At 75.6% G+C, this 22,599-nt stretch carries 15 protein-coding genes, 1 tRNA gene and 2 pseudogenes; 11 read left to right on the top strand and 7 right to left on the bottom strand.

Going from position 1 to position 22,599, the window contains the following annotated elements; genetic code table 11:
- Positions 1-21: 21 nt before the first annotated feature.
- Together OU787_RS30360 and OU787_RS34665 are read left to right on the top strand one after the other, a co-directional pair.
- Positions 22-510: pseudogene (locus OU787_RS30360) on the top strand (AAA family ATPase); the annotation flags it as partial.
- A complete protein-coding gene (locus tag OU787_RS34665) occupies positions 504-2,852 on the top strand; it encodes a helix-turn-helix domain-containing protein (protein WP_327059458.1) in 2,349 nt (782 codons plus the stop codon). The pseudogene OU787_RS30360 and the gene OU787_RS34665, both read left to right, overlap by 7 nt.
- 36 nt (positions 2,853-2,888) lie before the next feature.
- On the opposite strand, the gene OU787_RS30350 is transcribed toward OU787_RS34665, so the two are convergent.
- Complete coding sequence (locus OU787_RS30350) at positions 2,889-3,935, bottom strand: LLM class F420-dependent oxidoreductase (RefSeq protein ID WP_030458314.1); 1,047 nt, start codon at positions 3,933-3,935, stop codon at positions 2,889-2,891.
- A gap of 301 nt (positions 3,936-4,236) precedes the next feature.
- Here OU787_RS30350 and OU787_RS30345 point away from each other — a divergent pair, with 301 nt between their 5' ends.
- Both OU787_RS30345 and OU787_RS30340 read left to right on the top strand, forming a co-directional pair.
- Positions 4,237-5,214, top strand: coding sequence for an aldo/keto reductase (locus OU787_RS30345; RefSeq protein WP_268661297.1), 978 nt, complete (start codon positions 4,237-4,239; stop codon positions 5,212-5,214).
- A gap of 31 nt (positions 5,215-5,245) precedes the next feature.
- The gene (locus tag OU787_RS30340) at positions 5,246-7,390 is read left to right on the top strand and encodes a helix-hairpin-helix domain-containing protein (protein WP_030458312.1); all 2,145 of its coding nucleotides are present in this window, start codon (positions 5,246-5,248) and stop codon (positions 7,388-7,390) included.
- Between the two features lie 463 nt (positions 7,391-7,853).
- On the opposite strand, the gene OU787_RS30335 is transcribed toward OU787_RS30340, so the two are convergent.
- Positions 7,854-8,459 (bottom strand): hypothetical protein, encoded by a 606-nt coding sequence (locus OU787_RS30335; protein ID WP_030458311.1) that lies wholly within the window; start codon positions 8,457-8,459, stop codon positions 7,854-7,856.
- 350 nt (positions 8,460-8,809) lie between these two features.
- Here OU787_RS30335 and OU787_RS30330 point away from each other — a divergent pair, with 350 nt between their 5' ends.
- Positions 8,810-9,019, top strand: a complete 210-nt coding sequence (locus tag OU787_RS30330) for a DUF5703 family protein (protein WP_035954087.1) — start codon at positions 8,810-8,812, stop codon at positions 9,017-9,019.
- A gap of 87 nt (positions 9,020-9,106) precedes the next feature.
- On the opposite strand, the gene OU787_RS30325 is transcribed toward OU787_RS30330, so the two are convergent.
- From OU787_RS30325 to OU787_RS30305, 4 genes and pseudogenes are all read right to left on the bottom strand, one after another.
- A complete protein-coding gene (locus tag OU787_RS30325; RefSeq protein WP_268661296.1) occupies positions 9,107-9,259 on the bottom strand; it encodes an LPXTG cell wall anchor domain-containing protein in 153 nt (50 codons plus the stop codon).
- Between the two features lie 254 nt (positions 9,260-9,513).
- Positions 9,514-9,915: pseudogene (locus tag OU787_RS34660) on the bottom strand (chaplin family protein); the annotation flags it as partial.
- Positions 9,916-10,319: 404 nt separating this feature from the next.
- The gene (locus OU787_RS30310) at positions 10,320-10,562 is read right to left on the bottom strand and encodes a chaplin (protein WP_123561176.1); all 243 of its coding nucleotides are present in this window, start codon (positions 10,560-10,562) and stop codon (positions 10,320-10,322) included.
- Between the two features lie 187 nt (positions 10,563-10,749).
- Positions 10,750-12,072, bottom strand: coding sequence for a M20/M25/M40 family metallo-hydrolase (locus OU787_RS30305; protein WP_030458307.1), 1,323 nt, complete (start codon positions 12,070-12,072; stop codon positions 10,750-10,752).
- A 270-nt stretch (positions 12,073-12,342) separates the two neighbouring features.
- Between OU787_RS30305 and OU787_RS30300 the strand changes: the two genes are divergently transcribed.
- From OU787_RS30300 to OU787_RS30285, 4 genes are all read left to right on the top strand, one after another.
- Positions 12,343-12,430, top strand: a tRNA-Leu gene (locus tag OU787_RS30300).
- A gap of 472 nt (positions 12,431-12,902) precedes the next feature.
- Positions 12,903-13,436: a SigE family RNA polymerase sigma factor gene (locus OU787_RS30295; protein ID WP_369794903.1), complete on the top strand. Its 534-nt coding sequence runs from the start codon at positions 12,903-12,905 to the stop codon at positions 13,434-13,436.
- A complete protein-coding gene (locus OU787_RS30290; RefSeq protein WP_268661295.1) occupies positions 13,433-13,993 on the top strand; it encodes a PASTA domain-containing protein in 561 nt (186 codons plus the stop codon). The genes OU787_RS30295 and OU787_RS30290 overlap by 4 nt, the downstream gene beginning before the upstream one ends.
- 389 nt (positions 13,994-14,382) lie before the next feature.
- Positions 14,383-14,670 (top strand): hypothetical protein, encoded by a 288-nt coding sequence (locus OU787_RS30285; protein ID WP_268661294.1) that lies wholly within the window; start codon positions 14,383-14,385, stop codon positions 14,668-14,670.
- Between the two features lie 29 nt (positions 14,671-14,699).
- Here the strand turns inward: OU787_RS30285 and OU787_RS30280 are convergent, their stop codons facing one another.
- A complete protein-coding gene (locus tag OU787_RS30280) occupies positions 14,700-15,140 on the bottom strand; it encodes a hypothetical protein (RefSeq protein ID WP_268661293.1) in 441 nt (146 codons plus the stop codon).
- On the opposite strand from OU787_RS30280, the gene OU787_RS30275 reads away from it, so the two are divergent.
- Positions 15,130-19,065, top strand: a complete 3,936-nt coding sequence (locus tag OU787_RS30275) for a hypothetical protein (protein ID WP_268661292.1) — start codon at positions 15,130-15,132, stop codon at positions 19,063-19,065. The genes OU787_RS30280 and OU787_RS30275 overlap by 11 nt on opposite strands.
- The gene (locus tag OU787_RS30270) at positions 18,948-22,535 is read left to right on the top strand and encodes a DUF4132 domain-containing protein (RefSeq protein ID WP_268661291.1); all 3,588 of its coding nucleotides are present in this window, start codon (positions 18,948-18,950) and stop codon (positions 22,533-22,535) included. Before OU787_RS30275 ends, OU787_RS30270 begins: the two co-directional genes overlap by 118 nt.
- Positions 22,536-22,599 lie beyond the last annotated feature (64 nt).

The following is a 22,599-nucleotide window of genomic DNA, read 5'->3' as shown; positions in this document are numbered from 1 at the left end:
GATGACAGCTCGACTGTGGCGATGAGGCTAGGGAAGGCCGGGGGCCGCCCACATCAGGGCAATCCCTTGACCTGGACCGCAGCGGCGCCGGGGGCGCACCATGGCCCGGTGCCAGACTCTGCGACGCGGGTGAGCGAGCTTCAGGGGGCGGCCGGCACCGTGCTGCCGGTGGTGCCGGACGACGTGCCCGGCACCCGCCGGGTGGTGCTGTTCGGGCCGCCCGGGATCGGCAAGACCACCGCCGCCGGCGTCCTGGGGCGGCGGCTGGGCCTGCCCGTGCTGCGGCTGGCCCCGGGCCCGCAGGACGCCCGCGTCCCCTACGCCGGGCTGCTGGAACTCGCCCTCGCCGCCCAACCGCTGCCCGCCGCACGGGAACTGGCGGCGGGTCTGGACGGGGCCGCCGGCGACCCGGACGGCGCCGGGGCCTCGCTGCGGCTGCGCCGGCTGACCGCCGCCCTGCTGCGGGAGGCGCCGCCCGTGACGCTGGTGGTGGACAACGCCCAGTGGCTGGACCCGGCCAGCGCGGCCGTGCTGCGCTGGGCCCTGCGCCTGGCGCCGGACCTGCCCGTCATCGCCGCCGAGCGCACCTGGCGGCCGGAGGCCGGCGGCCACTGGATCGGCGAGGACGCGCACCCGGTGCGGGTACCGGCCCTGACGGACCGTCAGGTCGCGGCGCTGCTGGCGCCGCACCGGCCGACCCTGCGCGAGGTCGCCCGGATCCGCACCGCCGGCGGCGGGAACCCCGCCCTGGTCCTGGCCCTGGCCGAGGACCTCGACCGCACCGCCGCCCCGTCGGCCGCCCATGGCGCCGAGGACGGCCCGGCGCTGCCCCCGGCGGCCCGCCGGCTGTTGGGCGAGTGGCTGGGCACCGTGTCGGAGGAGGTCCGCGAACTGCTGACGCTCGCCGCGCTCGACGACCGCCCCGACCGCACGCTGCTCGCCCGGCTCGCCGGTCCGGCCGCCGGGGCCCTCCTGGCCGAGGCCGAGGCCGCCGGGCTCCTCGACACCGACCGGCCCGACGGGCAGGTGCGCTTCACCGCCTCCGCGATCGGCGCCGAGCTGACCGCCCGGCTCCCGGAGACCGCCCGCCGGCTCCTGCACGCCCGCCTGGCCGAGGCCAGCCACGACGGCCTCCGCCGCGACCGGCACACCGCGCTGGCCTCCGACGCCATCGACCCGCGCACCGCCCGGCGCGCCGCCCGCGCCGCCGCGAGCGCCCGGCTGCGCGGCGAGCACGCCCTGGCCGCCGAACTCTCCCTGCTCGCCGCCCAGCGCACCCCGCGCGAGGACACCGGTCTGCTCACCGAACGGGCCCTGACCGCCGCCCGCGACGCCGCGCACTACGGGGACCTCCCCCGCGGCCGGGTCGCCGCCCGCTTCGTCCTGGAGCACGACACCGGCCCCGCCCGGCGCGTCGAGACCCTCATCGCCCTGATCGACGCGAGCGGACAGCACCTGGACGACGCGGACCACCTGTTCGCCGACGCCCTCCACGCCGCCGCCGGACGCCCGGACCTGACCTCGCAGGTGCTGATCCGCCAGGCCGTCTGGGCCAACGTCAGCGAGGGCGACCCCCACCGGGCGTGCGTCCTGGCCGAACGGGCCGCCGCCCTCGCCCTGTCCGCCGGCGACAGCGCCACCGGCGCGCTGGCCCTGACCATGCAGGCCCGCGTCCAACGGATCCTCGGCCACCCCGGGAGCGAGGCCACGCTCGGGCACGCCCTGTCCCTGCCGCGCACCGCCGCCGTCCCCGTCAACGGCGCGCCCCAGCACCTCGCCGCCCGGCACGCCCTCTTCGACGACCTCCCCGACCGGGCCCGCGCCCTGCTGCTGCCGCTGCTCGTCGAGGCCGAACGGATCCCGGACGCCGAAGCCACCGTCGACGTCCTGCGCAGCCTCGCCGAGGCCGAACTGCGCGCCGGACGCTGCGCCCGGGCCCTCGAGCACGCGCACCGCGCCCAGGCCCTGACCGACCGCACCGCCCTGTCACCCGCCCCCGCCTGCTACACCTCCGCCCTCGCCGAAGGCGCCGGCCGGAGCACCGGCACCGCCCTGGAGCACGCCCGCCGCGGCATCGACGCCGCCCGGCACGAGGACAACAAGGTCTTCCTCTCCCGCAACCTCTACGCCCTCGGACACCTGCTGCTCGCCACCGGCCGGCCCAGGGAGGCCCTGGAAGCCCTGGCGGAGGTCCGCGACCTGGAACGGCAGCAGCAGGTCCGCGACCCCTCCGTGCTGCGCTGGCACGCCGACCTGGCCGAAGCCCTGGTCGCCGTCGGCCGCCTCGACGAGGCCGACGACCTGCTGGCCGACACCCACCGCACCGCGACCGGCCTCGGCCGGGCCTCGGTGCTGCCCGCCCTGGCCCGCACCCGGGCCCTCCTGGAGGCCGCCCGCGGCGACTACGACGCCGCCGCCCGGCGCCTCACCGGCACGGCCGACCTTCTCCGCCACCTTCCCCTCGAACGCGGCCGCACCCTGCTGGCCCTCAGCCACACCGAACGCCGCGGCCGCCGCCGGGCCGCCGCCCGCGCCGCGGCCCGCAGCGCCGCCGACCTCTTCACCGCCCACCGGGCCCACCCCTGGGCCGACGCCGCCGCCCGCGCCCTGCACCGGCTGGAGCCCGGCCCCCGGAGGACGGCGCGCTCCCCCGCCTCACCTCGGCCGAGGAGCGCTGCGCCCGCCTCGCCGCGGCCGGCGCGAGCAACCGCGACATCGCCGCCGACCTCACCGTCAGCGTCAAGACCGTCGAGGCGACCCTCACCCGCGTCTACCGGAAACTCGACCTGCACTCGCGCGTCCAGCTCGCCCGCGCCCTCGCCCCGGCCGCCGACCGACCGGCCGACGCCTGACCGGCCGACGGCTGACCGGCCGGCGGCGGGTGCGGATCAGGCCAGGCCGGCGCGCTCCAAGGCGTCGACGCCGGTGCGCAGGGCGGTGATGCGCTCGTCGAGGGTCCAACCGGACGGGGCGAGGGTGAGGGTGGTGACGCCGGCGGCGGCGTACGCCTGCATGCGGTCGGCGATCCGGGCGGTGTCGCCGAGCAGGGCGGTGGCGTCGATGAAGTCGTGCGGGACGGCGGCCGCGGCGGCGGCCTTGTCGCGGGCCAGGTAGTGGGTCTGGACCTCGTCGGCGGCCTGCTCGAAGCCCATCCGGCGGGCGAGCCGGCTGTAGAAGTTCTTCTCCTTGCTGCCCATGCCGCCGAGGTAGAGGGCGGTGTAGTCGCGCAGGGTGTCGGCGGCGGCCCGGACGTCGTCGCCGACCACGATGTTGACGGTGGGGCAGAGGTCGAAGCCGTCCAGGGTGAGCCCGGCCTTGGCGCGGCCCGCGGCGAGGGCGTCGACGGAGAGCGCGGCCTGCTCGGGGGAGAAGAACAGGCCGAGCCAGCCGTCGGCGATCTCGCCGGTGAGTTCGAGGTTCTTCGGGCCCATCGAGGCGATGTACAGCGGGAGGTGCTCGCGGACGGGGTGGACGGTGAGCTTGAGCGGCTTGCCGGGGCCGCCGGGCAGCGGGAGGGTCCAGTTGGCGCCCTCGTGCACCAGGCGCTCGCGGGACATCGCCTTGCGGATGATCTCCACGTACTCGCGGGTGCGGGCCAGCGGCTTGTCGAACTTGACGCCGTACCAGCCCTCGGAGACCTGCGGGCCGGAGACGCCGAGGCCGAGCCGGAAGCGGCCGCCGGAGAGGGTGTCGAGGGTGGCGGCGGTCATCGCGGTCATGGTGGGGGTGCGGGCCGGGATCTGGAAGATCGCCGAGCCGATGTCGATCCGCTCGGTCTTCGCGGCGACGTAGGACAGGACGGTGGCGGCGTCCGAGCCGTAGGCCTCGGCGGCCCAGCAGACGGAGTAGCCGAGGCGGTCGGCCTCCTGGGCGACCGCGATGTTGTCGGCGTCCAGGCCGAGTCCCCAGTAGCCGAGGTTGATCCCGAGTCGCATGTGCCCAAGCCTTCCAGTCGGGTGGTGCGGGTGAGCGTAGCCGCCCCGCCGGACGTCATGCTACTGACCGGTAGTGGCGGTCGGGCCGCACCGGGGCGCGGACGGCGGCGCGGCACGAGGGCAACGGCGCGGCGCGGCGCGCGGACGGCGGCGCGCGGACGGCGGCGCGGCGCGCGGACACGTCGGCCGAGCGGGTCGTCCCGGGCCCCGGGGGGTTTCGCCGCTACCCTCACACCACGTGGGGGCACCGCCCCCGACCTGCGCCGACACGATTGGCACAGCGGGCTTGACGGAGGGCGCGATGGAACAGCGACAGCTCGGCCGGACCGGCCTGCGGGTCTCCCGGCTCGGCCTGGGCACCCTCACCTGGGGCCGGGACACCGACGAGCACGAGGCCGCCGAGCAGTTGAAGGCGTTCGTGGACGCGGGCGGCACCCTGGTCGACACCGCCGACGTGTACGCGGACGGCGGCGCCGAGTACCTGCTGTCCCGGCTGACCGACGGCCTGGTCCCGCGCTCCGAGCTGGTGATCGCCACCAAGGCGGGCGCGCGGCCCGGCTCGCGCCGCCCCGACGCCTCCCGCGGCCACCTGCTGGACGCCCTGGACGCCTCGCTGCGCCGCCTGAACACCGACCACGTCGACCTGTGGCAGGTGCACGCGCACGACCCGGTCACCCCCACCGAGGAGACCCTGCACGCGCTCGACCTGGCGGTCGCCTCCGGCCGGGCCCGGTACGTCGGGGTCTGCCAGTACAGCGGCTGGCAGCTGGCCAAGTCCGCGGCCCGGCAGCACGCGGTGCCCGGCCGCACCCCGCTGGCCTCCGTCCAGCTCGAGTACTCGCTGCTGCAGCGCGGCATCGAGCGCGAGGCGCTGCCCGCCGCGCTGGACGCCGGGGTCGGCCTGCTGGCCTGCTCGCCGCTCGGCCGGGGCGTGCTGACCGGCAAGTACCGGCACGGCGTGCCGCCCGAGTCGCGCGGCGCCGCCCCGCACCCCGCCGGGTCGGTGCAGCCGTACCTGGGCGAGGCGTCCCGGCGGATCGTGGACGCGCTGGCCACCGCCGCCGACGGGCTCGCCTCCACCCCGCTGAAGGTGGCGCTCGCCTGGGTCCGCGACCGCCCGGGCGTGTCGGCCACCCTGCTGGGCGCCCGCACCTCCGCCCAGCTGCAGTCCTCACTGTCGGTCGAGGCCCTTACGCTTCCGGGTGAGATCCGCGCTGCGCTGGACGACGTGTCGGCCCCGGTGCACCGCTACCCGGACCAGGGCTGGACGGAGCTGTAGCCGCCCCGCCCGTCGAAGGAGCCTTTCCGCGATGACCACCCCCGAGGAGGGCCCGGCCGCGAGCCGGGCCGAGGGCCGCGCCGAACGCCCGGCCGAGAGCCCGGCAGCGCCGACGGGCGCCCCGGACACCCCGGACGGCGGCGCCGGACGGCCCGCCGACGCGCCGCTCAGCGGCGAGCAGCGCGCCGCCGCGGTGGCCGCGCTGGCCAAGGCGATCGGCGCGATCAACGCGAACGACATCGTCGCCCCGCCCCGTCCCCCGCGCGAGATCGACCTGGCGACCCCCGACGAGCCGTCGGACGGGCCCGAGTCGGAATCGGAGCCGGGGCCCGGGCCTGGGCCGGTCGAGGACGCCGCCGAGCGGCCCGAACCGCCCGCGCCGGTCGGGGAGTCCGCGCCCGCCGAGCGCCCCGTCCGCCGGCCGGCCGCGCCCGCCGGGCGCCCCGACGTCCCGCTCGACGACGCGCAGCGCAGGGCCGCGCTGGCCGCCGTCGGCGAGGTGCTGGCGGCCGGCGGTGCGCCCGCCGAGCTGGCCGGGCCGGCGCTCGCCGAGTTCGGCGAGGGTGCGGCCGAGCAGCTGCGGGAGGACCCGTGGGCGGTGCTCGCGCTGCCCGGGGTCCGTCCCGAGCACGCCGACGGCTTCGCCAAGGCGCTGCTCGGCCCGGCCGCCCAGCCGGGCGACCCGCGCCGCGCGCAGGCGCTGGTGGCCTGGCTGCTGGAGCAGGCCGCGCTGCGCGGGCACTCGGCGCAGGAGCTCGGCGAGGTCGCCGGGGCGCTGCGCGCCCAGCGCGTGCCGGACCCGGAGGCCGCGCTGCAGGCGGTGCTGGAGGACGGGCGGGTGATGCCGTTCCAGGAGGAGCTGCCGCTGCCGCCCGGCAGCCACGACGAGGACGAGGAGCCGCCGGTCCGCACCATGCTGGCGCTGGAGCGGCTGGCGCTGGCGGAGGAGAGCCTCGGCGAGGGCCTGGTCCGGCTGCTGTCCACCGTCGAGGACGGCCCGGGTCCGGACGCCTGGGAGGAGGCCGCGGCGGCGGCGCCGCGCTCCGCGCAGGAGCTGGTCCGGGCGGTGTCCGCGTCCGGGCTGGTGCTGCACACCGGCGGCGAGGCGGCCCGGGCCGAGCCGGCCGCGCTGCTGCACGCGGCGGCCGGGCTGGGCCTGCGGGTGTGGGCGGCCGTCTGGGCCGGCCAGGGGCGGGACGCGCTGGCGGCGCTGCTGCCCGACGGCTCCCCCGCCGCCGGGCGGATCGGCACCCTGCACGAGCTGCTGTACGGCGCGGACGTGCCGCGCGCGCTGGACGGCACCCTCGAACTGGACGTGCTGGTGGTGCTGGACGCCCCGCTGCTGGACGTGGAGACCGCGGCGACGCTGCTGGAGGCGATGGCGGACGGCGCCCGGCTGGTGCTGTCCGGGGATCCGGGCGGCCTGTGGTCGGCCGGTCCGGGCCGGTTCTTCGCCGACCTGCTGGCCGCCCGGGCCTGCCCCGCGGTGGCGTCCCGGACGCCGGACTTCGGGCCGATCGGCGAGCTGGTGTCCGGGGTCGGCGTCGGCGAGCTGCAGCCGGTGGACGCCCCGGACAAGGAGGTGGTGATCCTCACCGCGCAGGACGGCGGGGAGGCGGTGCACCGGGCCGTCCAACTGCTGACCGACTCGATCCCGCGGGCGCTGTCCGTGCCGCCCGAGCAGACGGTGCTGCTGACCCCGGGCCACGGCGGCCCGGCCGGCACCCGGGCGCTGAACGCGGCGGCCAAGGCCCGGCTGAACCCCGGCCCCGGCCGGTTCGGCGGCTTCGACCCGGGCGACCGGGTGGTGCACTCCCCCGCGCTGGGCGTCAACCTGCCCGGGCGGGTGCTGGACGGCGACGCGAGCGGCCTGCACGTGGAACTGGCCGACGGCGGCCGGATCACGCTGTCCCCGGCGCAGGCCGGGAAGCTGCGGCACGGCTGGGCGGTGACCGCGCACCAGGCGGTCGGGCGGCGCTGGCCCGCGGTGGTCGTGGTGCTGCCGCCGGAGGCGGCCGGGCAGCTGACCAGGCAGTGGGTGTACTCGGCGTTCGGCCGGGCGGAGCGGCACCTGTCGGTGGTGCACGCGGCGGGCCCGGCGCTGGCCCAGGCGGTCACCGAGCGGCCCGCGCCGGACCGCACCACCCGGCTGCGGTCGGTCCTGACCGCGCAGTGAACGCGCGGTGAAAGCGCTGCGGGCGCGGTGGCGGGGCGAGGCCCCGGCCGCCGCGCCCGCAGGGCGGTGCAGTACCCGCTGCCGCCGGGCCGACCGTTCGGCGGGGTCAGGTGGGAGGGAGAGCCGCCGCAATCCCCCCGGGGCGCCTCGTCGTTGAGCCGCTCGTCCGCTTCCCCCGCCGCAGCCCGGCAGCAGTCCCCCGTGCGACGTACGACCGCACCGGTAGCCGGGTGCCGGCACTCCGCTCCCCCCGGACCGGAGCCCCGGAACGCGTCTCCGTCGCTGCCCGAACGCTAGCCGAGATCCGGTCCGTTCGGGCAAGAATCAAGAAGGCCGGGCGATCTTCCGGGCACGGGCGCGGGCGCGGGAAAGGGCCCGGGAACGGGAACGGGAACGGGAACGGCCCCCGCGCGCCGGGCGGCCGGACGGGGCCGGGGCCTGGCGCGCGGGGGCCGGGGGTTGCTCAGAGCTCGTCGAGCTCGTCGTCGTAGACCTCGCTGACGTCGAAGCGGCAGATCAGCAGCTCCGGGTCGGCGCCGTCGAACGGTTCGGGCAGCCACTCGCCGGGGTCGGCGGGTTCGGCGGCCGACACCCAGAGCGTGGAGTCGCCCTCCTCCAGGCCGAACTCCTCGGCCCGGGCGGCGATCTCGTCCGGCTCGTACTCGCCGAACAGCACGCCGAGCGCCGCCGTCACCTCGCCCTCGGCGCCCGCGCCCGGCGGGAGCGACTCGTCGACCCGTTCGGCCTGGGCGCGCAGCCGCTTCGGGTCGGCGATCAGGTAGTCCCGGCGGATCAGCACGCTGATCGCCTCGGGGTGCTCGGGGCCCTGGTAGCCGGACCCGGCGTCGTCGCCGGGGATCTCGAAGGGGGTGACCTCGTCGTAGACCTCGTACAGGATCTGGTCGTAGGCGATGGCTGCCGCCGCGAGTTCCTCGTAGGCGTGGACGACGACCGGATCGCCGGGTTCGGTGGAGCTGGAGACGGCCTGCAGGTGGCGGTCGATGGCGGCCTTGACCGCCTCTGCGGCGGCCCGTACCTCGGTGATGGTCAGCTGCGCGGCATCAGACATGGTGCAGACGCTATCCCCACCCGGCGACGACACGCACAGCGGTTGTCATCTACAGCCGGGAAAACCGGGCAAGTTCACCCCCGATGTCCGTTCCGGGCGGTTCTGCGCCCGCCGCCGCGCGCGGTTTCCCGCCCGCCGGGCCGCCGACCGGACCGCCCACCGGGCGTGCGTGGGGCGCATCGGCGCGGCCCGGCGCGGGTATCCCTTCCGGTACCGGAAAACTGATTGACGATCAGCTCCGGCCGGGACGAGGCTCGGACCGTCCGCCCGGGCGGGCCGACCCGGACCGGCCACCTTTCGGCGACGCGCCGTAGGCTTGCAGGCAGCACAGCAGCGGAGGAGACGCCTTGATCCCTACCAAAACGGTCCGGCTTCCGGAGTACGAGTACCAGTCGCTCCGCCTGCCCCGCGGCACCACCCGGAACGCCGCGCGCCAACTGCTCACCGAGCACGCCGAGTACGGGAATTGGGAGCTCGACCGGCTCCGGCTGTTCCCCGACGGCAGCCGGACGGTGCGGCTGAAGCGGCGGATCATCCGGCAGGTCCGTTCCAGCTGGTAGGAAGCGCACCCGCGCCCGGGCGCCCCGCCGCCGGCCTGAGCCGTGGCGGGGCGCCCGGGCGCGGGCGTCAGGGGCGGGCGGGCGCCGTCAGCGGCGGGCCAGCGAGCGCGAGCGGCGGTAGAGCACGCCGCCGCCGAGCAGCAGCGCGAGGCCGGCCGGGGCGATGACCTCCAGGCCGGAGACACCGGTGGAGGCCAGGGCCTGCTCCGCGACGGGGGCGGCGGCCCGGGCCTGGACCACGGGGGCGACCGGCGCCGGGGTGGCGGGCCGGTCGCCGCCGGGGCCGCCGGTGCGGTCGGTTCCCGGGGGCCGGGCGGCGTGCTGTGCTCGCCGCCGGTCTGCTCGGGCGGGCAGTCGCAGTCGTGGCCGGGCGGGGTGACCGGCGGCGGGGTGACGGGCGGCGGGGTGACGGGCGGCTGGTGCGCGGTGGACACGTTCGCGCAGTTGTTGCCGTACGCCGGATTGCCGAGGCCCACCACGTTGACCGAGTTGCCGCAGGCGTCGACCGGCGCGCTGATCGGCACCTGGACGTTGTTGCCGGAGGCGACGCCGGGCGAGTTGCTGCTCGTCCCGCCGGCACCGGAGCCCGCGGTGCCGGAGCCCGCGGTGCCCGAGCCGGACCGGTCGCCGGTGCCGGTCTGGCTGCCGCTCCCGGTGCTGCCGGTGCTGCCCGCGCTGCGGCCGGTGTGGCTGACGTTGGAGCAGTCGTTGCCGTACGCCGGGTTGAGCAGGCCGATCACGTTGATCGTGTTGCCGCAGGCGTTCACGGGGAGCTCCACGGGCACCTGCACCGCGTTCCCGGAGCCCACGCCGGGCGAGTTGGCCGCCACGCCGTGCGCATCGGCGGCCGCGTGGGCGTAGCCCGCGGTCGAGGCCAGCACGCTGCCGGTGGCCATGGCCGTGAGAAGGCCTTTCCTGGCGACCTGTCGCATTGACTCCCCTTGGTTTCTCGTTCGGTGGTCCGATCCGGTTCCGGGCCGCCGCCGGGACGGTTCCCCGGCGGATTTCCGGCGGCTCCGGAGTTCCGGTCGATCCGATAGTCGGAATTGCCTGCCGCGAAGGCGGCGGCACTACTTCAACGACCCTTAACGGTGAAGGTTGAGCCATCTGCAGTCACTTCATCCGATCGGGTGAGCTCTCCCTTTCCCCGGGAACCGCACCGTTCACCCGACCGGGGCCGACGCCCGCCTCCCCCGCCCCGGACGCGCGTCCGGACACGCGTCCGCCCCCGCGCGACACAGGGGTCGCGCGGGGGCGGGAACTCGGGGTCGGCGGCCCGCCGGTCCTCGGCGGGGCCCGCTCAGACGTTCTGGCAGGCGTTGCCGAACGCGGGGTTGAGCAGGCCGATCACGCTGATGGTGTTGCCGCAGACGTTCACCGGGACGTGCACCGGGATCTGGATCAGGTTCCCGGAGAGCACGCCCGGGGAGGCGACCGCGGCACCGTCCGCGCCCGCACCGCCGTGCGCCGAGGCGACGCCGGCGCCCGCGAGCACCAGGCCACCGGTGGCGGCGACAACGGCAGCGATCTTCTTGGCCTTCATCTGAACTGCTCCTCCTGGTCGTTTCCAGCCCGTTCCCCCGGGCTGCACACGGAAGAACGAAGCCTCCGCGACCGGGACACGGGGCCGGATCCGCATTCACCCGTTGAAGTGATCAAGCGAACAGGTGATCGCCATTTCGGATGCTCGAAAGCTCTGATGCTGGACCGATTAACCGCACTTCCCCGGCTCAGGCCAGGTCGATGAACCGGTCCAGCACCCGGACGCCGAACTTCAGGCCGTCCACCGGCACCCGCTCGTCCACGCCGTGGAACATCCCGGCGAAGTCCAGGTCCGGCGGGAGCTGCAGCGGCGCGAAGCCGAAGCAGCGGATGCCCAGGTCCTGGAAGGACTTGGCGTCGGTGCCGCCGGACAGGCAGTACGGGACGGCCCGGGCGATCGGGTCCTCGGCGCGCAGCGCGGTCTGCATGGCCTCGACCAGGGCGCCGTCGAAGCTGGTCTCGATCGCCTTGTCGTGGTGCAGGCTCTCGCGCTTGACGCGCGGACCGAGGACGCTGTCCAGCTCGGCCAGGAACTCCTCCTCGTAGCCGGGCAGGAAGCGGCCGTCCACGTGCGCGGTGGCCTGGCCGGGGATGACGTTCACCTTGTAGCCGGCGCCGAGCATGGTCGGCTGGGCGGTGTTGCGCAGGGTGGTGCCGATCATCTTGGCGATGCCGCCGAGCACCCGGAGCGTCTCGTCCATGTCCTCCGGGTCGAGGCGCACGCCCAGCGCGTCCGAGAGCTCGTCCAGGAAGGCCCGGACGGTCTTGGTGATCCGCAGCGGGAACTGGTGCCGGCCGAGCCGGGCCACCGCCTCGCACAGCTCGGTGATCGCGTTGTCGTCGTTCTCCATCGAGCCGTGGCCGGCCCGGCCCTCGACGGTCAGGCGCATCCAGTGCATGCCCTTCTCCGCCGTCTCCACCAGGTACAGCCGGGCCTGGTCGTTGACGGTGAAGGAGAAGCCGCCGACCTCGCCGATCGCCTCGGTGACGCCCTCGAACAGCTCGGGGTGCCGGTCCACCAGGAACCGGGCGCCGTAGGTGCCGCCGGCCTCCTCGTCGGCGAGGAACGCCAGCACCAGGTCGCGCGGGGGCTTGCGGCCGGTGCGCAGCCGGTCGCGGACCACCGCGAGGGTCATCGCGTCCATGTCCTTCATGTCGACGGCGCCGCGGCCCCACACGCAGCCGTCGGTGATCTCGCCGGAGAACGGGTGCACCGTCCAGTCGTCGGCGTTGGCCGGGACCACGTCGGTGTGCCCGTGGATCAGCAGGCCCGGCCGGGAGCGGTCCTCGCCCTCGATCCGCACCACCGTGGAGGCCCGGCCCTTGGCCGACTCGAAGATCTGCGGCTCCAGCCCGAACTCGGCGAGCTGCTCGGCCACGTACTCGGCGGCCTTCCGCTCGCCCGGGCCGGAGCCGTCCCCGTAGTTGCTGGTGTCGATCCGGATCAGGTCCCGGCAGATCTCGGCGACCTCCGACTCGGCCGTCACCGCGCGCTCGCTGCCCACGCTCATCGCTCCCACCTCGTGTCTGCCCGCCCCGGCGCGGCTGCGGCCCGCGCCGCCCCGACCCCGGCCGGGGACCGCGGGCGCCGTCCCGTCATCCTCCCCCACCACCCGTCCGGCCCCAAGGGCATATCTCCCCGACACTCCTGACCGACGCCCCGTCGCCCCCGCATTCGAAGCCCCGCCCACCCCGCCACCCCCGGGTTTTGGGTCTGGCAGTCGATCTTTGCTACTGTTGTCCATGTCAGCGCGGGGAACGCCCCGCGAGGACGACACCCGGTCCGGGTGGCGGAATGGCAGACGCGCTAGCTTGAGGTGCTAGTGCCCTTTATCGGGCGTGGGGGTTCAAGTCCCCCCTCGGACACCAGCGTGAAACCCCTGTTGATCAGGGGTTTTTTGCTTTTCCGGGCAGTGGCGCGACCAATCACGTGACCAACGGCCCCGGAAGTTCCCGCTCCGCCGTGGACAGCCGTCGAACCGGAAGACGCGCAGCGGCGGGAGGCCCCCGGGCGGCAGCGCTTCACGCACGACCGGGCGGACGACCGGAACGGGGCGGGGCCCCGGGCTCAGGTCGAACTCGCACCAGACGTGGTCCCGGCCGCCCCGCCGCCGGTGGCCGTACCGGTCGCCCTCCGTCAGCGCCTCCGTGACGGCCTGGTGGTCCACCCCGCTCCCGGGCACTTCCGGGTTCAGCCGGATGCCCTGCGCCGGAGCGATCCCCTCGGCGCCCCCGTTGTGATCCGTGCCACTGTCCGGTGGGTCGTGCAGCGCTGGGGCGGGGTGGGGCGTCTTGGGGGCAGTTGACCGGAGTGGTGGAGTGGGAGGAGGGGCGAGTGAGGTTGCGCAGGGGTGATCCGGGGGCCGGGTTCGCGGAGTTCGTGGGGCAGCGGTCGGGGGCGTTGTTCCGGACCGCGTACGCGTTGACGGGTGATGTGCACGCGGCCGAGGACCTGGTGCAGGAGGCGTTGGAGCGGGCCTGCCGGCACTGGCGGAAGGTGGCGGCGGCGGATTCGCCGGAGGCCTACGTGCGGCGGGTGCTGGTGAACCTGGCCAACGACCGGTGGCGGCGGCGGTTTCGGCGTGGGGAGCGGACCGGGCTGGCCGGACTGCCGGAGCCGGTGGAGCCGCGGGACGGGTTGGGGCAGGCGGAGTTGCGCGCCGAGCTGATCGGGGCGCTGCTGGGGCTGCCGATGGGGATGCGCAGCGTGGTGGTGCTGCACTACCTGCACGACATGGGGACCGAGCAGGTCGCCGACGTGCTGGGGATTTCCGCGAGCGCGGTGCGCTCCCAACTCGCGCGCGGCCTGGCCAAGTTGCGTGAGTCCTTGACGGCTGACAGGGCGCCCGGGGCGCCGATCGGAGGGGTGCGGTGAGCGGGACGGGCGGGACGGGGCCGGGTTTCGACGAGGAACTGCGGGCGGCGCTGGTCTCGTTCGCGGACGGCCCGGCGGCGCCGGTGGTCGACGCGGCCGCGATCGAGCGGACGGTGGGGCGCCGCCGGGTGCGCCGGGGTCTGCTGGGCGGCGCCTCGGTGGCGGGTGTCGCGGTGCTGGCGGCGACGGGGTTCTTCGCGCTGCGGCCGGAGTCGGCGCCGTCGCCCGCGGCGCTGCCGCCGACGGGCAGTTGGTGTGTTCCGATGCCGACGGCCGGGCCTGCGACGGAGGGCTCGGCGGAGGCCACACCGACCCCGGCGGCGGGGGCGGGGCCGCATTCGGGGGTGGTGCTGCCGGATCTGCAGGGGATGACGGTGGACCGGGCGGGTGAGGTGCTGCGGGGGCTCGGGCTGCGCTGCTCGGTGGTGTGGCACACCGACTGGAAGGCGCCCGCCGGGCAGGTGCTCAACACCGCGCCGAGGGGGGGCCGGGGCCCGGTGGAGCCGGATTCGACCGTGCTGGTGTTCGCCTCCAGGGGCAAGCCCGGCGGTCGGTGACCTGCGGCGTCCCGTCGGTGGCCTGCGGCGTCCCGTCGGTGGCCTGCGGTGTCCCGTCCGGGCCCGGTCGTCGTCGGATCTCCCGGATTCCGGGTTCCGGCCGGCAGTGGCCGGGCCCGGCTTCGGGTGAACGTTCGGGCGGGGGCCGCCGGTCGTTCACGACTCATTGCCGACTCTTTACCTTCGCTGGTTACGGTCCACCGGATTCCGATCCGAGAGAGTGGGCCCGACCCGTGCACCATCCCCGTCCGCGCGCGTTCCGTGCGCTTCCCGCTTCGTTGGCCCTGGCTGTGGTGGTCAGTGGCGTCGGCGTCGCCCGGGCCGTTTCGGCCGGGGGCGGGGCGACGTCCGATCAGGTTCCGCCCGGGGCCGGGCTGTTCGTCTCGGAGGTGCACCCGGACAACGGGGCTCCGGCGAACGTCCCGGACGACTTCGAGTTCTTCGAGGTCACCAACACCACCGGCGAGGCCGTCGACCTGGCGGCCCGGCAGATCGGAGTGGGGTACAGCACCGATGCCGCGCCGACCGACGCCTCGTTCGGGTCGGCGCTGAAGTTCGCGGTCTCGGACGGGGTGGCGGGGAACGCCGTCACGCCGGGGCCGCTGGCGGCGGTGGTGCCCGCGCACGGCAGCACGGTCTTCTGGCTGGACTACAGCGACGGCGGGGTGAACACGTAAGCGAGGTCGGAGGCCGACTTCCGGGCGTTCTACGGCAACGTGCCGGACGACGTGGCGATCGTCCGGGTGGAGGGGCAGGCCGGGATCGCCAACGGCGGGCAGCGTGCGCTGGGGCTGGTGGACGCCTCGGTGCCCTCCGCGTTGAAGGTGCTGAGCTGGTCGTTCGTGCCCGCTCGGGTGCCGGCGACGCCGGGGGTCTCCACGCACTTCACGGTGCCTGTGGGCGGGGCGCGGGCCGCGCTGTTCTCGAACGGGCCGGCCACGCCGGGGACGGTGGTGCCCTCGCAGCTGGTGCCGGGGACGGACGGGAACCCCGAACCGACCCCGGCCCCGAGCCCCGGTACGACACCGACGGCGGGCCCGAGCGCGGGCCCGGGCCCGACGCCCACGCCGTCGCCGTCGCCGTCGCCGTCCGCGTCGGGCGTCCCGCCGGTGGATCCGGCGTTGCGGGCGCCGCTGTTGCAGGTCACCGAGCTGGCGCCGGACACCGCGAACGTGAACGGCTCGGACGGGTACGAGTTCGTCGAGGTGTACAACGCCTCGCAGTCGCCGGTGCGGTGGAACGACTTCACGCTGGAGTACCTGTACCTCGACGCGAGCCGCGTGGTGACCAGCAGCGCGCTGTGGCCGTCGGTGCCCGCGGACACCGTGATCGGGCCGGGGCGGACGCTGGTGCTGTGGGTGCGCAACGGGGCCAACCGGGCGTTGACCGCGGCCGACTTCAACAAGCACTGGGGCAGCGGCCTGACCCCCGGGGTGGACCTGGTCGAGACGTTCAACGGCGGGATGGCGAACGGCGGGCCGCGCGGCATCCGGGTGTCCACCAACACGGGGTACGAGATCAGCCGGGCCGACTACCTGAACGACGACCAGACGGTGGCGGACGAGCCGATCCAGTACCGCTGGGAGTCGGGCACCGCGCAGACCATGATCGGCCCCGGCCCGGCCACCCCCGGCCGGACCGATCCCGGGCAGGTGCCCGCCGGGCTGGTCGCCGACCCGGCGAGCGACACCGCGCCGGTGGTCACCGACTTGCGCGGCACCGGCGAGGCGCCGGTCACCGACGACCTGGAGCTGACCTTCGAGGTCACCGACGACCACCAGGTGCGCACCGTCGAGCTGACCCTGGACACCGACACCGCCGAGCCGAGCACCCGCCGACTGCGGGCCGGCGCGCCGGGCCGCTACTCCTGCACCGTCCCGAAGGTCGACCTGTTCGGGAAGGGCTGGATCGAGTACCGGGTGGTGACCCGCGACGGGGCGCACTCCACGGTGCTCGACACCGTCCGGATCGACCTGCGGGGCGGCGGCGCGCCGGAGCCGGTGCGGCTGAACGTGACGGACGGTCAGTACGTCGGCGGGCAGGTCCGGTTGGCGGGCACCACGGCCGGGAAGCCGGACGGGCCGGGGCTGCGGGTGGACGGGGAGCCGGTGGCGCAGGGCGTTCCGGCGCTGGAGCAGGGCGCGTACTTCGCGTTCGAGGCGACCAGCACCGACGCGTTCTTCCGCAACGGCGTCAAGCTCGGCGACCAGGTGCTGAACGTCTTCGACGAGGGCTACTACGAGCGGGTCGTCACCGTGCCGACCCGGGTGCCGGTGGAGCGGATCCGCAAGGGCGAGCCGCTGACCCTGAGCATCTGGGCCGGGACGAAGGGCTACCCGGAGCTGAGCACCGCCGACAACAACGACGACTTCTCGGTGCGGAACCTGCGCCTGGCGCTGCCGGACGGCCGGGTGCTGCGCCCGGTGGTCGTCGGCGTGAACGCCACCAACGGCGCCACCGCGTACGACCCGCCGGTCCGGACGGTGCTGTCGGCCGGCGAGGACACCCTGATCGCGATGGGCGACGGCGCCGCCGACTACGACTACCTGGAGGCCACCTTCACGCTGCCCGACGACGCGTTCACCTCGCTCGCGCACGTCTGGGACACCACGGCGGTGCCCGACGGCCCGCACACCGTGAGCGCGACGGCCGACGGGCGCACCGTGACCCGCACCGTCCAGGTCGACAACACCCGGCCGCAGCTCACCCCGACCGTCGAGCCGGGCCGCCGCTACCGGGGCGGGTTCACCGTGGACGCCACGGCGGGCGACGCCGGGTCGGGGGTGAAGGCGGTGAGTGCGACGCTGGACGGCAAGCCGGTCGCGCTGCCGTACGCGACCTCCTCGCTGACGCTCGCCCCCGGCGCGCACACCGCCGTGTTCACCGCCGTCGACGCGATCGGCAACACCGCCACCAGCCGCGTCGATTTCAGCACCGGCGACGAGTCGGCGAGCGCCGCCCCGGGCGGCCCGGCCGACGGCGGGCAGGTCCCGACCGGGGACGTCACGCTCTCCGCGACCCCCGTCTCGCCCGAGGGCGACGCGTTGGACCTGCGCTTCCGCGAGGGCTACACCTTCGACCCGGCCACCCCGGGCGTGCGCGTCTGGAGCGGCACCACCGACGACGCCCGGGAGACCGCGCGGGCCGGGCGCAGCGCGATCGGCGGCGCCGACCTGGCGAAGCTGACCGGCACCGACGGCGTCGAGCCGGCGGTCTCCTCCCGGACGGCGCTGCCGTACCAGCTGTTCACCGTGCCGGTGCCGGAGGGCGCCGGGGCGGACGCGCAGGTGCGGCTGTCCTGGGCGGGGTCGGCGAACACCGGTGCCAAGGTGCTGCTGTACGCGCTGAACTCCGCCACCGGGAAGTGGGAGGAGGTCGACCGCCGCCTGACCACCGGCGCGGAGGGCGAGCGGGCCTCGTTCACCCTGGGCGGCACCGTGCCGGTCGCCGACCACGTCAAGGACGGCCAGGTCACCGTGCTGGTGCAGCACTCGGAGGGCTTCTCCGGCGGCGACCGCTCGGCCCGCGACAGCGCGGTCACCCCGTACAGCGCGGGCGCGACCCCGCGCGACGCCTACGACTTCACCATCGGCTGGCAGTCCGACACCCAGTACTACAACGAGAACCAGGGCTGGGCGGCCGGCAGCGGCGGCCCCGACACCTGGTACGCGCACCAGTTGGCGATCAACGACTTCTTCCTGTCCCAGCGGGACGACCTCAACCTGCAGTACGTCATCCACACCGGCGACATCGTGGACGACTACCGGGCCACCGACTTCCGGGGCGACAACCACGACCCGGCGTACGAGTGGAAGAACGCGGACGCCGCGTACCAGCCGCTCGACGAGGCCGGGCTGCCGTACGGCGTGCTGGCCGGCAACCACGACGTGGGCCACGCGGCCGACGACTACTCGCAGTTCGGGACGTACTTCGGCGCCGACCGCTACCGGGACAACCCCTGGTACGGCGGCGAGACCGGCAACAACCGCGGCCACTACGACCTGGTCAGCGCAGGCGGCGTGGACTTCCTGATGCTCTCGATGGGGTGGGACCCGGGTGACGAGCAGATCGCCTGGATGAACTCGGTGATCAGGCAGTACCCGGAGCGCAAGGTCTGGATCGACCTGCACAAGTACCTGCTCACCACCGGCACCCTCGGCCCCGTCCCGCAGCGGATCCACGACGAGGTGGTCAAGCCCAACTCCAATGTCTTCGCGGTGAGTTCGAGCCACTACCACGACGCGTACACCCGTACCGACGGCTTCGACGACGACGGTGACGGCGTCGCGGACCGCACCGTCCACTCGATGCTCTTCGACTACCAGGGCCTGGAGCAGGGCGGCCTCGGCTTCCTCCGGCTGCTGCACTTCGACAACACCGGGCAGAAGATCGTGGTGCGCACCTACTCGCCCTCGCTCGACACCTTCGACTCCCCCGAGCCCTCGCTGAACGACCCGGCCGGGCAGCAGGAGTTCGAGATCCCGTACGCGGCCGTCGGCCTGCGGCCGCAGGACAAGGTGCTGGGCACCGACTCCTTCCGGGCCGACGTGCTGACCGGCAAGGACATCGCGGTGGTGAAGGGCGTGCCGAGCGGTGCTCGGGCAGACGCTGACGGCCGAGACCGGCGGCTGGGGGCCGGCGCCCGTGCAGGTCTCCTACCAGTGGTACGAGAACAAGAAGGCGATCGACGGCGCGACCGGGGCCACCCTGGAACTGGACCGGAACAACCTGTCCGGCAAGAACATCAGCGTGCGGGTCACCATCAGCAGCCCCGGCTACACCACGGTGGTGCGGACGGCGGCGCCGGCGGAGAAGGTCCGGCACGGCTGAGCCGTCCCGCACGCACCGGGGCCGGAGCGTCACCCGGCTCCGGTGCGTGCGGGGCGGTGTCGGGGGACGTCGCTAGGGTTCCGGGTGTCGATCATCGGATGGTCAGGGCGCGGAGGAGTGGGCTGTGCGGCGCTGGGAGCTCGTCGGGGACGGTTCTGCGAAGTTCTGGGAGGCGGCCGTCGAGGGCGCCGGGGTGCGGGTGCGCTACGGGCGGATCGGCACCGACGGGCGGGAGCAGCTGAAGGAACTGGCCTCCGCCGAGGCCGCGGCGGCGCACTTCGCCAAGCAGGTCGCGGAGAAGGAGCGCAAGGGGTACGCGGAGGTGGCGGCCGGGGAGACCGGGACTGCGCAGGCCGCGGGCGTCGAGGTGCGGGAGCTGCCGGACGAGGACGCCTTCGTGATGCCCGCGGCCTGGTGGAAGGCGGTGCTGCCGCGGCGCGCGGGCCGGATCCCGGAGGTGGCGTGGCCCGGGCCGGAGGCGCTGGAGCGGGAGCGGCGGCGGATCGACGGCCGGCGGGAGTGGGTGGAGCGGGTGCTGGACGCCCCGGCCTCCGACCCGGAGCTGGTACGGGCCGCGCGCGCCTACCTGGAGGGTGCGCCGGACGTGCTGGGCGCGGTCGCGGTGGCGAGCATCGTGCCGGCCCCGTGGCAGGCCGACGCCGAGGAGAAGGCGCTGTTCGCCGACGTCTGGACGGCCCGGCACGGGCTGCCCTTCGCGGTGCGCGCGGCGCTGGAGCGGCACACCGTGGAGACCAACTACCTGCAGTCCGGGTCGGACATCTCGAACATCTCGCTGCGGCGGCGGGTCGGCCCCCTGCCCTACTACGGGCAGGACAGCCGCCCGGTCGAGAGCCGGCTGCGCGCGCTGCTCGCCGCCGCCCCGGAGCCGGAGTACCGGGAGGCCCTGGCGGCCGCCGCCGAGCACCGCGGCACGCCGCGGCACCGGGCGCTCGCCTGCTACCTCGCCCCGAACGTGCCCGGCTGGCTGGCGCAGTGCCTGGCGGACATGCCGGGCTACGGCGACGAGCGGGCGGGGCTGCAGGTGCTGCTGCTGCACGCGCTGGACGACCCGGCGCAGGTGGAGCCGATGGCCGCCGACCTCCAACGGATGTGGCGCGCCTGGCCGGTGACGCTGGTGGCGACGCTCGCCGAGAGCGTCGGCACGGCCTTCGTCCCGCTGCTGCGCGAGGCGTTCGAGCAGGCGCACGACGCGACCGAGGCCAGGGAGCTCGCCGCCGTGCTGGCGCAGCTGCCGACCGACGCGGCGTTCCGGCTGCTGCTGGCCCGGCTGGAGGACAAGCAGGTCCGCCCGGCGCTGCAGGAGGCCCTCCGGCGGTACCCGGTGCGGGCGGTGCGGCTGCTGGCCGAGGCGGCGGCGCGGGACGGCCGGGCCGCGGCGACGGCCCGCCGGCTGCTCGACACCCACGTCCTGCTGCACCGGGAGCTGCTGCCGCAGATCCTGCCGCGGCTCGACGCCGCGGCGGCCGCGCTGGTCGCGGAGCTGGACGGCGCCCGTCCGCAGGCGCCCGAGGCCGCGCCGGAGGCACTGCCGCCGCTGCTGGCCGCGCCGCCGTGGACGCGGCCGCGCACCCGGCGCAAGGCGCGGGTCGTCGAGGGCCTGCGGCCGGACGAGGGCGTGGAGCTGGCCTGGCGGGCCGGTGAGCGGGAGGGCTGGGCCCGGTTCGAGTTCGCCGGGTGGCAGTACCCGGCGGACACCGACTGGGCCGCCGAGGCGAAGACGGGGTTGGAGAGCCACAACCTCTGGTACCCGGTCCGGCTGCTGGTGCAGGGCCCCGCGGAGGTGCTCGCCCCGGCGGTCGCCGAGTGGCGGCCCGCCGACCTGTGGGGCGGGTCGGAGTACCTGCCGCCGGTGGTCGCCAAGTACGGCCCGGCCGCGCTGCCGATGGCGCTGCACGCCGCCCGGGCCAAGCCCGGTGTGCTCTCCTCGCTGCTGCTGCCGTTCCGCGAGGTGCGGGCGGCCCGGCTGCTGGCGGACGGCCTGGTGCGGCTCAAGTCGGTGCACGCGACGGCCCGTTCGTGGTTCGCCCGGCACGGGGTGGCGGGTGCGCTGCTGCTGGTCCCGGACGCGGTCGGCCCGGCCGGGCGGGAGCGGGCGGCGGCCGAGCAGGCGCTGCGGCTGGTCGCGTCCTCCTGCGGGGACGGGGCGCTGCTGGCCGCGGTGGCCGACCGCTACGGCGCCCCGGCGGCGGAGGCGGTCGGCGAGGTGCTGGCCGCCGATCCGCTGGAGACCGCGCTGCCGGCCCGGATGCCGGTGCTGCCCGTCTGGGCGGATCCCGCCGTCCTGCCCCAACTGCTGCTGCGCGCACCGGTGGAGGGGGCGGGGACGGCGCTGCCCGCGGAGGCGGTGCGGCACGTGCTGACCATGCTGGCGCTGTCCAGGCCCGGCGTGCCGTACCCGGGGCTGGCCGTGGTGGCCGAGAGCTGCCGGGCGGACGGGTCGGCCGCGTTCGGGTGGGCGCTGTTCGAGCAGTGGCTGCAGGCCGGGATGCCCGCGAAGGAGAGCTGGGCGCTGCACGCGCTGGGGGTGCTGGGCGACGACACGACGGTGCGCCGGCTGACCCCGGTGCTGCGCGACTGGCCGGGGCAGGGCGCGCACCAGCGGGCCGTGGAGGGCCTGGACGTGCTGGCCGCGATCGGCACCGACCTGGCGCTGCTGCACCTGCACGGGATCTCGCAGCGGGTGAAGTTCAAGGCGCTCAAGGCCCGCGCGCAGGAGAAGATCGCCGAGGTGGCGGAGGGCCTGGGGCTGACCGCCGAGCAGCTCGCGGACCGGCTGGTGCCCGACCTCGGCCTCGGCCCGGACGGCACCACGGTGATCGACTACGGTCCGCGCCGGTTCACGGTCGGCTTCGACGAGCAGCTGCGCCCGTTCGTGCTGGACGGCGACGGCAAGCGGCGCAAGGACCTGCCGGTGCCGGGGGCCAAGGACGACCAGGAGCTGGCCCCGGCCGAGCGCAAGCGGTTCGCCGCGCTGAAGAAGGACGTGCGGACCGTCGCGGCCGACCAGATCCGCCGGCTGGAGGCCGCGATGGTGGCCCAACGCTCGTGGAGCGCCGAGGAGTTCGGCTCGCTGTTCGTCGAGCACCCGCTGGTGTGGCACCTGGCGCGCCGGCTGGTCTGGACGGCCGACGGCACCGCGTTCCGGGTCGCCGAGGACCGCACCTTCGCCGACGCGGCCGACGAGCCCTTCGTGCTGCCCGCGGACGCGACGGTCCGGCTGGCCCACCCGCTGCTGCTGGGCGAGGCGGCGGTGGCGGTGTGGTCGGAGCTGTTCGCCGACTACGAGGTCCTCCAGCCGTTCCCGCAACTCGGCCGCCCCGTACGCCGGTTCACCCCCGAGGAGGCGGCCGCCAACCGGCTGCACCGCTTCGAGGGCTGCACGGTGCCGGTCGGCCGGCTGCTCGGCCTGACCAAGCGCGGCTGGGAGCGCGGCGCGCCGCAGGACGCCGGGGTCGAGCGCTGGTTCTCCAAGCGGCTGGCCGACGGCTGCCACCTGGTGATCCAGCTCGACGAGGGCATCGCGGTGGGCCTGGTGGACGAGTTCCCCGACCAGACCTTCCAGACGGTCTGGCTGGACTCCTCGCCTGGCGACCACTGGAGCAGCCGCGACTACCCGCTGCGCTACGGCGGCCTGGACCCGGTCGCCGCCTCCGAGCTGCTCGCCGAACTCGAGGAGGTCACCGCCGGGTGACACCCGGCGGTGGCAGCCGGTCCCGGCCGCGCCTGCGGGAAGCGAGACGCGGCCGTGGCCGGGA

Origin of the sequence: Kitasatospora sp. YST-16, assembly GCF_026802215.1 — a bacterium.
GTDB lineage: Bacteria > Actinomycetota > Actinomycetes > Streptomycetales > Streptomycetaceae > Kitasatospora > Kitasatospora cineracea.
The sequence above is the reverse complement of the archived record's forward strand: the minus strand, read 5'-3'. Positions and strand labels throughout refer to the sequence as shown.

Coding starts and splice junctions, on each gene's coding strand:
- OU787_RS30350 (WP_030458314.1), bottom strand. CDS start 3,935: ATGCGACTCGGGATCAACCTCGGCTACTGGGGACTCGGCCTGGACGCC.
- OU787_RS30305 (WP_030458307.1), bottom strand. CDS start 12,072: ATGAGCGTGGGCAGCGAGCGCGCGGTGACGGCCGAGTCGGAGGTCGCC.
- OU787_RS30310 (WP_123561176.1), bottom strand. CDS start 10,562: ATGAAGGCCAAGAAGATCGCTGCCGTTGTCGCCGCCACCGGTGGCCTG.
- OU787_RS30340 (WP_030458312.1), top strand. CDS start 5,246: ATGACCACCCCCGAGGAGGGCCCGGCCGCGAGCCGGGCCGAGGGCCGC.
- OU787_RS30345 (WP_268661297.1), top strand. CDS start 4,237: ATGGAACAGCGACAGCTCGGCCGGACCGGCCTGCGGGTCTCCCGGCTC.
- OU787_RS30335 (WP_030458311.1), bottom strand. CDS start 8,459: ATGTCTGATGCCGCGCAGCTGACCATCACCGAGGTACGGGCCGCCGCA.